The following is a 12,063-nucleotide window of genomic DNA, read 5'->3' as shown; positions in this document are numbered from 1 at the left end:
GCTGTCGATCCGGGCGGAAATCCAAAGTCGTTTCTCGCCGCGACAGCTGCGGCACCGCACAAACCACAAATTTTCGATTGCACTCGAGAGGCCTTATACCTCAAGCTGCTCAACGTACCCTTACGGTTGCTATCCCCAACAGAATCGCCACCAAACCAAGGCAAACGAGCACGCTCCGCGCATCGTCCCCTGCGGCAAATAGCGCCACAACAAGTCCCGACAACGGCTGCGAAAGATTGTTCAGACAGATAATCACACCGGTCGTCTTACCGAACTCCTCGCCCGGAATGATCTCCTTCCGCAGGGTTCTCAGGTAGATATTGAACATCTTGTCGAAGCCCGCGATCAAGAGGAAACCCGACGCGTAGATCAGCGGATGTGCCGCGATCCCGGTCAAAAGCGCGCCCAGAGCAATCAGCGCGTATGCCGTCCGCCCCAGGACGGTCAGCGTCAGATGCACATGTGCGGTCAGGGTCAGAACACCAAGCGTCGCCAGCGCACCGCCCACCTGCAGCCAGGCATAGACCTGTTCGCTCTGCGCGAAGTGACCGGTCATCATGGCGGCGGCTGTTGCCAGCGTGGCGCCGATTATGAGATTGACGCCGCAAGCCTGAAGAATCGCGCGCGAAAGACCCGGCAACGTCCAGACGAGCCGTAGCGCATGGACAAGATCCGCAACCGGATGACGCGGTTTTGAACCCGGCCCGGCCTCCGTCAGTCTGGAGCGGCCCGGCCAAAGGTTGAAGGCCGCGTCCGACAGCAGGAACAGAACCGTCGCCACGACGACTACGGCCTGCCAGGGCCAGACGGCCATCAGATAGGCCGCCACCAGAGGGCCCAGAACCACGCCCATTTGCGATGCAAGCTGGCTGTAGCTGACCACCTTTTCAAACCGCTGGTCCGCGAAAGCCCGGACGAGCACCATCTCCAGTGCCAGCAGCCCCTGTGTCGTCAGGACGCCGGCGACGGCCGACAGCGCGATCAGCCACCAGACCCCTCCGAACGCAATCTGACCGGCGATGCCGGTGAGACACGCCACCGCTCTGAAAACCCGGCTCAGGCGCAAGAGCAGGACCGGAGACATCCGATCGCACAGGATACCGGCAACCGGAAAGGTCAGGTAGCGCGGCAGGGTTTCGAAGAAGAAGGCAAGCCCGGACCAGGCGACGTCGCCCGTGATCCGGAAAACGACCAGCGGCACCAGAAACAGGAGTATCTGGTCGGCGAGTACCGTCAGAAACAGGGACGCGAAAAAGGCGCGGTCGCGGACGAGCATTGCGTGCTTTCGGGGAAGGAACAGAGCCACTCAGCCCTATCACCTCCCCCGCGGTGTCAGCAACCCAGGGAAAAGAAGCGTTTCAATCGATTGAGGCTAACCGCCCCAAGGGCGTGCGTCTTTCAGGGGAACTCATCGCCCGCCGGGTTTCCTCGCGACGACGAACCGGCTGAAGGGGGCGGGATAGGTGCCGGTTTCGACGATCTCGAACCCGGCATGCTCGATCATCTCCTCAAGCGCGCGGAACGACAGCATCCGCACAAAGGGTGCCTTGCCGAGAAGCTGCAGGATCTTGACCAGGGGCGCGAACAGCCACGCCCGTTTCTTCAGGCAGGCGGATTTGGAAATGAACAGACCGCCAGGCTTCAAAAGGCCGTTGACGCGCGCCAGAAGATTGTCCGGGTCTTCGACCAGATGAAGGAAATTGAAGGCCAGGATGGCATCGTAGCCGCCCGCTCCCTCACCTGCCGATGCGATTTGCTCGTCGTGGATGTCGGCAACCGCGAAGCGCAGTCCTTCGGGAGCCGTTCCCTTGTTCTTTTCGTCGGCAAGCTTTTCCTCGGCAATCCGGATCATTCCCGGAGCGAAATCCGTGGCCAGATAGGCAGATACGTTGCCCGCAAGAAGCAGCGCCGTCGTACCCGTGCCGCAGCCGAGTTCCAGAACGGCATCGTCCGGTCCCAGGTGCTCGAGCGTCAGGGCAAGGGTCTTTTCATAAGCCTCCTGGTTCCGGACCGGTGCGGCCGCGTATTTGCGGGCAATCCTGTCCCAGAAGGTCTGTGACGGCGTCGCGCCGTTCGTCCAGGTGGTTGTCATGATGCTCTTTCCGCTTCCCGCAGCGGGACCCCGGGTGGGCTCACCGCCCCCGAAGTCCCCCAATCCGTTCGTTTGCAACCGCGCCGCCGGCGCCGTTCCGTCTTTCTGGCCTTCATAACCCCAACAAAAAAGAATATAAATTGCCAAAATACGCCTATGCAATATACAAATTTGCATGAACTGGAATTCGATCACCTTCGACTGGAACCAGGCCCGGGCCTTTCTGGTCACGGCGGAAGAAGGCTCCCTGTCGGCGGCCGCGCGCGCGCTCGGCCTGACTCAGCCGACGCTCAGCCGACAGGTCGCCGCCCTGGAAGCAGCCCTGGGCGTGACCCTGTTCGAGCGGGTCTCAAAAAGTCTGGTCCTGACGAGGGCCGGCGTTGAGCTCGCCGAGCATGTCCGTGCCATGGGGGAAGCCGCAAGCCGGATCTCGCTTGCCGCTTCCGGTCAATCTCAGCAGGTCGAGGGGCTTGTCACGATCTCGGCGACCGATCTGATGGCGGCCTACGTCCTGCCTGACATCCTGAACTCACTTCGCGAAAAAGCGCCGGGGATCGAGATCAAGGTCCTGTGCACCAACAGCCTGAGCGACCTCAGGCGGCGCGAGGCCGATATCGCGATCCGCCATGTGGAACCGGACCATCCGGACCTTTTTGCCCGCAAGCTGCGCGAAGCGCCCGCCCGGATATTCGGCGCAAGCGCCTATCTGCGGACGTTCGACAGACCGCTCACCGCCAAGGACGCGCCGGATCTGGATTTCATCGGCTTCGACAACAACGAGGAGCTGATCGGTTACCTGCGCGCTTTCGGGCTGGATGTGAGCGAGGCCAACATCCGGTTGAGTTCACCAAGCGGCATCGTCGCCTGGGAGTATGTCCGCCGGGGGTTCGGCCTCAGCATCATGGCCGACGAGATCGCCGCCCGCAGCCCGGACATCGAACCGGCCTTCTCGGATGTCGAGCCGATCCGCTTCCCGATCTGGCTGGTCACCCATCGGGAGCTGCACACCAGCCGGCGTATCCGGACGGTCTTCGATCATCTCGCGGAGGGGCTGCTTTCCAGCGAGCCCGGGAAAATTCCAGGCCGGGACTGACTTTCAGGTCACCCGAGCATCCAGTTGAGCACCAGCCGCCAGTCGGTCATGCGGATCGGCGTGCCGTGGGTGCCGGTATCGAAGAGGGTGAACTTGATCGGATAGCCGGGGGCGGCCGATTTGATCTGCTTGAAGAAATTCGCCTGGGTTTCCCAGTTGTAGACCCGGTCCAGCGTTCCCTGCCCCATGTAGATCGGCACATTGCGCGACAGGGCGCCGGAGGAGAGGAAGCCCGGATCCTTGGGCGATCCGAGCAGAAGAATGCCGCTCAGGAGGCGGGAATAGTTGGCGTTCTTCAGAAGGTTCCAGCAAATGATCCCCCCCATGGAGCCGCAGGCGACCACAACCTTGGCGCCGGGGGAAAGCTGCTTCTGATACTGGATCAGAGCGGCCACGTCCGCCGTGCCCCTTCCATCGAAATCCTTGATGTCGACGGTGAGATAGGCGCCGCCGTTGCGCACCATCAGGTTCTGCACCCGGTTGAAGTTGCCGCCGAAGGAGACATCGTTCATGCCCTGGAACCGGTTGCCGCCCTGGCCGTGAATATAGATGACGATCGCCTTGGCCCCGCCTTTCCACTTGCCTGTTCCCATGTATTCGACCGTGCGGCCGTTGGCCTTGAGGTCGCCGCCGCCTCGGCTGCGCTTCGGCCGGTAGGACACGTAATTCCCGTAGACCCGGCGTTCGTCGACTTCGTCCCGGTCGCGAAGATCCCTTTGCTTGGAGTATTCCACGACGAGGAAATCGCCGTCATAGAGCGTCTCCGTCACCTTCTTGTAGCGGAACAGGCGATCCTTGTAGGGTTTCAACGCTTCGGCCTGAGCCGGTCCGGCCGCCGCTCCGAAAGCGACAGCGATCCCCAGGAGAATGACCCGGACCGGGTGGAAAGCAGAATTCCGGTGAAGCATGATGCGCCCTTTATAGAAGCAAATCCGGCACCACCCTACGCGGCGGTCCGAGCCCTTGCAATCGGGCAGCCGTTCAAAAGTTCATCTTCGCCCGGCGGTTCGGCAAGCAGTACTGAGTGCACATGCCTTAAACGAGAAGTTTTACCCGACGCTCAACTTGACGATAGGTAATTCTAGACAACTATTCACCACCGTCATTGGCAATTATACGCAGCCAGAAGAAGCGTAACACTCCCCGCTCCTGTGCAATTCTGAATATCGGTCTCCCGATTTGCGAAATTTAAGATTTTGGTAACCATAAACTCCAACACTGACGGCAAGATGGGCGCGCGAAAGGGCCCAGTCTTAAAGACAATGCACGGCAGTTCAGGAGAACCCACATGCCAGTCATTTCCTTCGCGAACGCCAAAGGTGGCGCCGGCAAAACCACCGCCGCCCTGCTGCTGGCGACAGAAGTCGCCGCAAGAGGCAAACGCGTGACCATCTTCGACGCGGACCCGCAGAAATGGATATCGAAATGGCATGAACTGCCGCGGCACTGCCCGGGCATCTCCGTGGTCAGCGAAATCTCTCCGGCCTCCATCACCGAGCAGATCACCTTCGCCTCTGAACAATCCGACTTCGTGATCGTCGACCTGGAAGGAACGGAAAACCTGATCGTTGCCAATGCGCTGTCGGTCTCCGACCTTGTGGTCGTGCCGATCCAGGGCTCTTCAATGGACGCGCGCGGCGGCGCGAAGATCCTGACCCTGATCCGGAAACTGGAAAAGATCGTCCGCCAGGACATCCGCCACTGCGTGGTTCTGACCCGGACGAACGCCGCGGTGACGACACGCGCCATGAAAGCCGTGCAGGACTTCCTCGCGGCACAGAACATCGACGTCCTGATGACCCCGATCGTCGAACGTGCCGCGTTCCGCGATCTGTTCGAATTCGGCGGCGGCCTGTCGGATCTCGATCCGGCGATTGTCTCCGGTGTCGGCAAGGCGAAGGAAAACGCTTCGCTTTACGCCGCCGAAATCCTGGAGCGAGCAATCGCCGTGCCGAAGAAGAAGTGGTACAACATCTTCAAGCGGGCAAGCTGAGACAGCGGCCTTCAACCAGGTTGACCGGGCTGATCCCGGCACGGATTCTTCATTCGATATAGTCCTCCCGTCCAGGGCGCGCTAGGCTATGCTTGGCTGGTTGAGCCTGCGCGATTCTTTTCCCGTTGGAGGACCCGATGCTTGCGACCTTGTTCCGGACTGCGCGGATCGGAGCGGCCAGCCTGATGCTGGCTTCGTGTTTCGATGAGACCGGCGGCGTGGCTCTCGGATCGCTCGAACGCGACCGGGTCGCCCTGTCCGCCACGGCGGCGGAGGTCCTGATCGACCTGCCCGTGCCGCAGGGCACCTTCGTCGAAAAAGGTACCGTCCTGGCGCGGCTCGACCCGGCCGAGCAACAGGCCGTGGTCAACCAGGCCCGCGCGGAAGTGCAGAAAGCCCAGGCCAATCTGTTGAAACTCGAAAACGGCGCGCGCGAGGAAGAAATCGCCACGGCCCGGGCGAACGTCGCCGGCGCGAAGGCCGAACTTGCGGAAGCCGAAGCCACATTCACGCGTTACAGCGACCTGACGGGACGCGGCACGACAAGCCAGGCCCAGCTTGACAGCGCAAGAGCCGCCCGCGATGCGAAGGACGCCTCCCTGAAAAGCGCCGAACAGCAGTTGAAGGAGCTGGTCACCGGCACCAGACCGGAAGATCTGGAGATCGCAAAAGCCGAACTGGCCGCGGCGAAAGCCAGTCTGGAGAGCCAGGAGAAAATTCTCTCCGATCTGACGATTACCGCGTCGCGCGACGGCGTGCTCGACAACCTGCCCTGGAACCTCGGCGAGCGGGTATCGGTCGGCAGCCCCGTCGCCATCATGCTGGCCGGCGATGCGCCCTATGCCCGCGTCTATGTGCCCGAGCCCTACAGGGTCAGGGTCAAGGAAGGCGACAGGCTCGAGGTCAGGATCGACGGACTGGCCGATCCGATCGAGGGGACGGTGCGCTGGATCAGTTCCGAGCCCTCCTTCACGCCCTATTACGCACTCAACCAGACCGACCGGTCCCGGCTCATGTATGTGGCCGAGGTCCAGCTTCCCGACAGCGCCTCCGACCTGCCCAACGGGGTGCCGGCGCAGGTGCTTCTGCCGTGAGCGGCGAAGCGCCGGAAGTCGTCGTTAAAGCCAGCGGACTGGTGAAACGGTTCAAGGATTTCGCGGCCGTCGACGGTCTGGACCTGACCATCGAACGCGGCACGATCTACGGCTTCCTGGGCCCCAACGGCAGCGGCAAGACCACAGCGATACGCATGCTGACCGGCCTTCTGACTCCCACGGAAGGACAAGCGGAGGTTCTCGGTCTCCAGGTGCCCAGGGACGCCGAAACCTTGAAATACAGGATCGGCTACATGACCCAGACCTTCTCGCTTTATGGCGACCTGACGGTTCTGGAAAACCTGAACTTCATGGCGAAAATCTATGGCCTGCCCGGCAAGACGCGCAGCCGGCGCGTTTCGGAAGTGCTCGAACGCTACGACCTGACCGCCTTGAAACACCGTTTCGCGGGCAAGATGAGCGGTGGTCAGCGGCAACGCCTGGCGCTCGCCACAGCGGTCCTTCACGAACCGCAGCTCCTGTTTCTGGACGAGCCGACCTCCGCGGTCGACCCGGAATCGCGCCGTAATTTCTGGGAACAGCTGTTCGACCTTGTCGACGGCGGCACGTCCATCGTGGTCACCACCCATTTCATGGACGAGGCGGAACGCTGCCACAAGATCGCGATCATGGAAGCGGGTAAGAAGCGCGCCGACGGCGCACCCAAGGACCTGATGGCGGCGATGGGGGCAAATGTGGCGGAAATCGAGGGGCTGAACCTGCGCGACATCCGCCGCCGGCTCCTGGACAGGAAGGAGATTGTCTCCGCAGCCCAGCTCGGCGCCCGATTGCGCGTGCTCGTCAAGGAGGAAATCGCCGATCCCGTGGGGTTCCTCAAGGCCGCCCCGGAAACCGAAGGCGCGGCGCTCATCGAGCAGGTCCGTCCCAATCTGGAAGACGTCTTCGTCACGGCGACAGGAGACGGCCGGCAATGATCCCGGGGATAAACCGCACCTCCGCCATCTTCTTCAAGGAAATGGCCCAATTGCGACGGGACCGCATGACCTTCGGCATGGCGATCATGATCCCGCTGATCCAGCTGATCCTGTTCGGCTACGCCATCAACACCAATGTCCGCGACATCCCCGTCGCGGTGGTCGACCAGAGCCAGACGGGGATCAGCCGGGTTCTTATTCAGATGGTCGAGGCGACGCGGGTCGTCAAAGTCACGGAACGGTACGCCACCGTTCCGGAAGCCGAGGCGGCCATCAAGTCGGCGCGGGTCCGCGCCGCCTTCGTTCTGCCGGGCGATCTGGCAAGCCGCGTCGCCCGCTCCCCTGCCCTTGGGCTCGGGACGCCCGCGTCCACGGACGAGGAGACCAGCCGGCCCGTGGCGCAATGGATCGTCGACGGTTCGGATACCATGATCGCGGGGTCCATCAAGGCCTTGCGCAACATGCCGCTTGACGAGTTGTTCCGCCAGGCCCCGAACCGGTCCACGCCAACCTTCGAGGTCGCCCTGTTCTTCAATCCGGAGCAGCGCACCGCGATCAATATCGTGCCCGGTCTTGTCGGCATCATCCTGTCCATGACCATGATCATGTTCACCTCCTCGGCGATCGTGCGCGAACGCGAGCGGGGCAACATGGAAATGCTGATCAACACGCCGGTCAGGCCGATCGAGCTGATGATCGGCAAGATCATCCCCTATATCTTCATCGGACTGGTCCAGACCGCCATCATTCTCGGGCTTGGACATCTCCTGTTCAAAGTCCCCTTCGGCGACAAGCTTCTCGATCTGTTTTTCGGCACGCTGCTCTTCATCGGCGCGAGCCTGTCCCTCGGCCTGGTGCTGTCGACCATCGCCCAGAGCCAGCTTCAGGCGACGCAGATGACGATTTTCGTCCTGCTGCCGTCCATTCTGCTGTCCGGCTTCATGTTTCCCTACGAGGGTATGCCGGTGATCGCGCAATATGTCGCGGAGGCGTTTCCGGCGACCCATTTCATGCGCATGATCCGCGGTTTCGTTCTGCGGGACGCAGGACTTGCCGACCTCTACCGGGACGTCTTGTGGATGTGCGGTTTCTTCGTTCTCGGCCTGATCGCCGCGGCCTTCCGCTTCAAAAAACGGCTGGACTGACCGGGGCTCGGTTATTTCGGCTGCGGGCCGGTATCGACACGCGGATTGGCGGTCTTGAGCACGGGGGTCATGTCCGAGACATTCTTCTGGCTTTCGCGCCAGACGACGAAGAGACCCGACAGGATGATGATGGCGGAACCGATTGCCACGTAGAGATCCGGCGTCTCGTTGAAAAACATCGCTCCGAAAAACGTCGCCCAAAGGATCTGGCTGTATTGCATCGGCGCGATGAGAGCCGCCGGAGCCGAACGATAGGCAACGATCGTGCTATACTGCGCCATCACGGAGAGAAACCCGACAACCGCCATCAGGCCGAGATCTGAGAGCGCCACGGGGACATAGGCCACCGGAAGCGTCATCGACATCACCAGCATCGACAAAAGAAGCGGATAGAGGATCAGGACCGCGGGACGCTCCTTGCCGCCGAGCTTGCGCACCAGGATGGAGGCAAGGGCGCTGGAGCAGGACGCGACCAGGGCGGAGACGTGACCAAGTGTCAGGGCCGAAACGCCGGGGCGCAACACGATCAGCACGCCGACCAGGCCGACGAAGACCGCGGCCCAGCGTTGCATCCTCACGGTCTCCCCGAGAAGCGGCACCGAGAGGGCCGTCACCAGGAGCGGCGTCGCGAACAGCAATGCGTAGACCTCGGCCAGGGGCAGGACGGTAAAAGCATAAAATGCGCAGGACATGGAACTGATCGTCAGCGCCGAACGCAGCAGAACCAGCCACGGATGGCGGGGACGGAAATTGTCGATCGCCTTGTCGGCCAGCATCATCGTCGACATCGGCACGAAGGCGAACAGCATCGAAAAGAAGATGATCTGGAAGACGGAATAGGTACCGCCGAGCGCCTTGATGATGGCATCGTGAGAGGAAAAGAAGGCAAAGGCGAACAGGGCGGCGGCAAATCCCTTGAGTGTTGCGGACATCGGCGCTGCCTTCGTGTGATCTAGTGGTCGTCGTCCCCGCAACCGCACGGGCGGGAACGTGAAAGAACCGGACAGGCCGGAGAGACCTGTTTTCCGGGCAACGGCGGCGGATCGAAATCTGTCGCCGTGGCCGCACCGATCATCGCTGAACAGATCAAAAGTGCAAGATGACGCCGCGCTGTCAGACCGATTTCCCGAGTTTATATTGCACGGGCCCTCGAAAAAGCGACGGCGGGATCCGATCCCGCCGTCTGCCGCCTGCAATGACCCGGCAACTGCTGCCGTCTACCCGTTCGGCTAAAGTATCCTGCGTCTCAAGTAGGACGAGACGACTTCTCCAACAACGACAAGCGCGATAATCGCGAGCAGAACCATCGACACTTCCTGCCAGTTGAAGGTGTCGATCGCTCCCTGAAGTATGACACCGATGCCTCCCGCTCCGACGAGGCCAAGCACGGTGGACTCCCGCAGATTGATGTCCCAGCGCAGGATGCTGACGGCAAAGAACGTCGGCATCACCTGGGGCACAATGGCATAGAGTACGACCTTGAAGTGGGACGCGCCGCAGGCTTGCAGCGCCTCCACCGGCTTCGGATCGATCTCCTCGATCGCCTCGCCCAGCAGTTTGCCGAGGAAACCGATCGAACGGAACATGATCGCCACGATTCCGGCCACGATCCCGGGACCGAAGATCGCGACAAACAGAAGCGCCCAGATGATGGTGTTCACCGAACGGGACGACACCAGGATGAACCTGCCAATCCAGAGCGTGACGGCGTTGGGCGTCGTGTTCTGGGCCGCGATATAGGCGACCGGAAGGGCAAGAACCACGGCAAGCGCCGTTGCGATGGTCGCAAGGTTCACCGTATCCCAGAGCGCTTCCAGAATCGCTCCGAGGTGCGTCGGATCGGGAGGCACCATGCGCCTGAAGAGATCCCCCATCTGGGCAGGTGCGTCCCACACCCAGGCCCAGATGATGTCGACGCTTCCAAGAGCCCAGGATACGACCAGCGCGGCCAGGGCGAACCAGGCGTAGCGCGTGAACCGCTGCTGCGGCGTATACCGCGACCACTCTTGCAGACAAGCCTGTTCCATTACGCGATCCGCTTTCTGATGGCGCCGCTGACGGCTTCCGAGATCAGGATGACGCCGACGATCACCATGGTGATGGCAAGCGCGAAGTCGTAGTCATAGCGTCCGAAGGCATTGGCCAGCGTCGCCCCGATACCGCCCGCCCCGACGATGCCGACCACGGCGGAGGCCCTGAGGTTGCTGTCGAGCTGGTAGATGCTGAGCCCGATCTGACGCTGCATGATCTGTGGGAAGACCGCGTAGAACAGCGTCGGCAGAAAGGATGCTCCGGCGGCCTTCATGGCTTCCACCGGGCCCGGATCGATCTCCTCTATCCGCTCGGCGAGAAGCTTGGCGACAAAGCCGATGGAATAGACGACAAGCGTCAGGATGCCCGCGAACGGACCGAAGCCCACGGCCTTGACGAAGATGATCGCGACGATGACCGGATGGAAGCTGCGCGCAACCACGATAATGGCCCGTCCCAGGTAGTAGACCGGCAACGCCGCGATGTTCCTGGCCGCCATGAAGGCGATGGGAACCGAGAGGAGAACCCCGCCGACGGTCGCGAGAATTGCGATCTTCAGACTTTCCATGAAGCCGTCGATAAGGAGTCCGCTGCGCTCGAAGCTCGGCGGAAACGCACCTCCGAAGATCCGTCCGGCCCGCGTCAGGCCCTGCGAGACGCGAGCCCAGTCGATGGGCAGTGTCGACAGGGTGACGACGATGTAGACCAGCACGGCCGCATAAAGGCCGTAGCGCAGAACCGGATTGGCGATGAACGGCGGTTTGCGCCAGTGGTCGGTTGCCGTCGTCATGCCGCCTCACCTTCGACCTGCCGATCCGCGTGGGGAATCCCGGAATAGATTTCATGCATGGCATCGTCGGTCAGCGCGGCGGGCAGATCATCGAAAATGATCCGGCCGTACCGCATGCCGACGATCCTGTCGCTGAACTGCCGGGCTTCGTTGACGTTGTGGATGTTGATGATGACCGGCAGCTTCAGTTCCCTCGCGAGGTCACGCAAGAGGGTCATGATCTGCTCCGAGGTCTTGGGGTCGAGCGAGGCCGTCGGTTCGTCGGCGAGCAGGATCTCGGGCTGCTGCATGAGCGCCCGGATGACCCCGACACGCTGACGCTCTCCGCCGGAGAGTTCATCGGCCCGCTTGTCGGCGTAATGGGCAATGCCGACGCGCTCCATGAGCTCGAAGGCCCGCTGGATGTCCTGCTTCGGATACCGCCGCGTCAGCGCAGCCCAGGTGGAAATGTAGCCAAGCCGCCCGCTCTGGACGTTTTCCATCACCGTCAGGCGGTCCACGAGGTTGAAGCTCTGGAACACCATGCCGATGCGGCGCCGGCCGATGCGCAGGTCGCGTTTGCCGAGTGCCGTGAAATCCGTTCCGTTGAGGGTAATTGTCCCAGAAGTCGGTTCCACAAGCCTGTTGATGCAGCGGAGCAGCGTGCTCTTGCCCGCCCCCGAGGACCCGATGACGGAGACCACCTCTTCGCCCGGAACTTCGAGCTCCAGGTCCTTCAGCACCGGATCCCCGGCCCCGTATCTTTTCACAAGGCCCTTGATTGTAAGCATGACTTTTTCCGTTTGAAGCAAATGGCGGATCGTACCGAACCGGACAGGCGTGCGGGCCCGCTGGTCGCAGCGGCGCTCGTGCACCTGAAAGGGCCCGCCGTATCCGCGATGGACGGTGGG

Annotated in this window: 12 protein-coding genes; 5 read left to right on the top strand and 7 right to left on the bottom strand. The window is 61.9% G+C overall.

The annotated features are described in order from the left end of the window. Positions 1-109 precede the first annotated feature (109 nt). On the bottom strand, positions 110-1,276 hold the full coding sequence (locus JF539_RS04250; RefSeq protein ID WP_207139094.1) for an MFS transporter: 1,167 nt from the start codon (positions 1,274-1,276) through the stop codon (positions 110-112). A gap of 132 nt (positions 1,277-1,408) precedes the next feature. Beyond that, a complete protein-coding gene (locus JF539_RS04245; RefSeq protein ID WP_207139093.1) occupies positions 1,409-2,092 on the bottom strand; it encodes a class I SAM-dependent methyltransferase in 684 nt (227 codons plus the stop codon). A gap of 175 nt (positions 2,093-2,267) precedes the next feature. On the opposite strand from JF539_RS04245, the gene JF539_RS04240 reads away from it, so the two are divergent. Then, complete coding sequence (locus JF539_RS04240) at positions 2,268-3,185, top strand: LysR family transcriptional regulator (protein WP_207139092.1); 918 nt, start codon at positions 2,268-2,270, stop codon at positions 3,183-3,185. An 8-nt stretch (positions 3,186-3,193) separates the two neighbouring features. Here the strand turns inward: JF539_RS04240 and JF539_RS04235 are convergent, their stop codons facing one another. After that, positions 3,194-4,093, bottom strand: a complete 900-nt coding sequence (locus JF539_RS04235) for an alpha/beta hydrolase (RefSeq protein ID WP_209016995.1) — start codon at positions 4,091-4,093, stop codon at positions 3,194-3,196. 380 nt (positions 4,094-4,473) lie between these two features. Here JF539_RS04235 and JF539_RS04230 point away from each other — a divergent pair, with 380 nt between their 5' ends. The 4 genes from JF539_RS04230 (at position 4,474) to JF539_RS04215 (ending at position 8,352) form a co-directional block, all read left to right on the top strand. Then, the gene (locus JF539_RS04230; RefSeq protein ID WP_207139091.1) at positions 4,474-5,178 is read left to right on the top strand and encodes a ParA family protein; all 705 of its coding nucleotides are present in this window, start codon (positions 4,474-4,476) and stop codon (positions 5,176-5,178) included. Positions 5,179-5,315: 137 nt separating this feature from the next. Continuing rightward, on the top strand, positions 5,316-6,272 hold the full coding sequence (locus tag JF539_RS04225; protein ID WP_207139090.1) for an HlyD family secretion protein: 957 nt from the start codon (positions 5,316-5,318) through the stop codon (positions 6,270-6,272). Next, positions 6,269-7,207, top strand: a complete 939-nt coding sequence (locus tag JF539_RS04220; RefSeq protein WP_207139089.1) for an ABC transporter ATP-binding protein — start codon at positions 6,269-6,271, stop codon at positions 7,205-7,207. Before JF539_RS04225 ends, JF539_RS04220 begins: the two co-directional genes overlap by 4 nt. After that, positions 7,204-8,352, top strand: a complete 1,149-nt coding sequence (locus JF539_RS04215) for an ABC transporter permease (protein ID WP_207139087.1) — start codon at positions 7,204-7,206, stop codon at positions 8,350-8,352. Before JF539_RS04220 ends, JF539_RS04215 begins: the two co-directional genes overlap by 4 nt. Positions 8,353-8,363: 11 nt before the next feature. On the opposite strand, the gene JF539_RS04210 is transcribed toward JF539_RS04215, so the two are convergent. From JF539_RS04210 to phnC, 4 genes are all read right to left on the bottom strand, one after another. Then, on the bottom strand, positions 8,364-9,284 hold the full coding sequence (locus tag JF539_RS04210) for a DMT family transporter (protein ID WP_207139086.1): 921 nt from the start codon (positions 9,282-9,284) through the stop codon (positions 8,364-8,366). A gap of 297 nt (positions 9,285-9,581) precedes the next feature. Beyond that, a complete protein-coding gene (gene phnE, locus JF539_RS04205) occupies positions 9,582-10,379 on the bottom strand; it encodes a phosphonate ABC transporter, permease protein PhnE (RefSeq protein ID WP_207139085.1) in 798 nt (265 codons plus the stop codon). After that, positions 10,379-11,173, bottom strand: coding sequence for a phosphonate ABC transporter, permease protein PhnE (phnE, locus tag JF539_RS04200; protein ID WP_207139084.1), 795 nt, complete (start codon positions 11,171-11,173; stop codon positions 10,379-10,381). Before phnE (JF539_RS04200) ends, phnE (JF539_RS04205) begins: the two co-directional genes overlap by 1 nt. Then, entirely contained in the window at positions 11,170-11,943 is a 774-nt protein-coding gene (gene phnC / locus JF539_RS04195) for a phosphonate ABC transporter ATP-binding protein (protein ID WP_207139083.1), read from the bottom strand. Before phnC ends, phnE (JF539_RS04200) begins: the two co-directional genes overlap by 4 nt. Between the last annotated feature and the right edge of the window lie 120 nt (positions 11,944-12,063).

This window comes from Roseibium aggregatum, assembly GCF_017309185.1.
In the GTDB taxonomy this organism is placed as follows: domain Bacteria; phylum Pseudomonadota; class Alphaproteobacteria; order Rhizobiales; family Stappiaceae; genus Roseibium; species Roseibium aggregatum_B.
The sequence above is the reverse complement of the archived record's forward strand: the minus strand, read 5'-3'. Positions and strand labels throughout refer to the sequence as shown.

Coding starts and splice junctions, on each gene's coding strand:
- phnC (WP_207139083.1), bottom strand. CDS start 11,943: ATGCTTACAATCAAGGGCCTTGTGAAAAGATACGGGGCCGGGGATCCG.
- JF539_RS04210 (WP_207139086.1), bottom strand. CDS start 9,284: ATGTCCGCAACACTCAAGGGATTTGCCGCCGCCCTGTTCGCCTTTGCC.
- JF539_RS04230 (WP_207139091.1), top strand. CDS start 4,474: ATGCCAGTCATTTCCTTCGCGAACGCCAAAGGTGGCGCCGGCAAAACC.
- JF539_RS04250 (WP_207139094.1), bottom strand. CDS start 1,276: ATGCTCGTCCGCGACCGCGCCTTTTTCGCGTCCCTGTTTCTGACGGTA.
- phnE (WP_207139085.1), bottom strand. CDS start 10,379: ATGGAACAGGCTTGTCTGCAAGAGTGGTCGCGGTATACGCCGCAGCAG.
- JF539_RS04215 (WP_207139087.1), top strand. CDS start 7,204: ATGATCCCGGGGATAAACCGCACCTCCGCCATCTTCTTCAAGGAAATG.
- JF539_RS04225 (WP_207139090.1), top strand. CDS start 5,316: ATGCTTGCGACCTTGTTCCGGACTGCGCGGATCGGAGCGGCCAGCCTG.
- JF539_RS04240 (WP_207139092.1), top strand. CDS start 2,268: ATGAACTGGAATTCGATCACCTTCGACTGGAACCAGGCCCGGGCCTTT.
- JF539_RS04235 (WP_209016995.1), bottom strand. CDS start 4,093: ATGCTTCACCGGAATTCTGCTTTCCACCCGGTCCGGGTCATTCTCCTG.
- phnE (WP_207139084.1), bottom strand. CDS start 11,173: ATGACGACGGCAACCGACCACTGGCGCAAACCGCCGTTCATCGCCAAT.
- JF539_RS04245 (WP_207139093.1), bottom strand. CDS start 2,092: ATGACAACCACCTGGACGAACGGCGCGACGCCGTCACAGACCTTCTGG.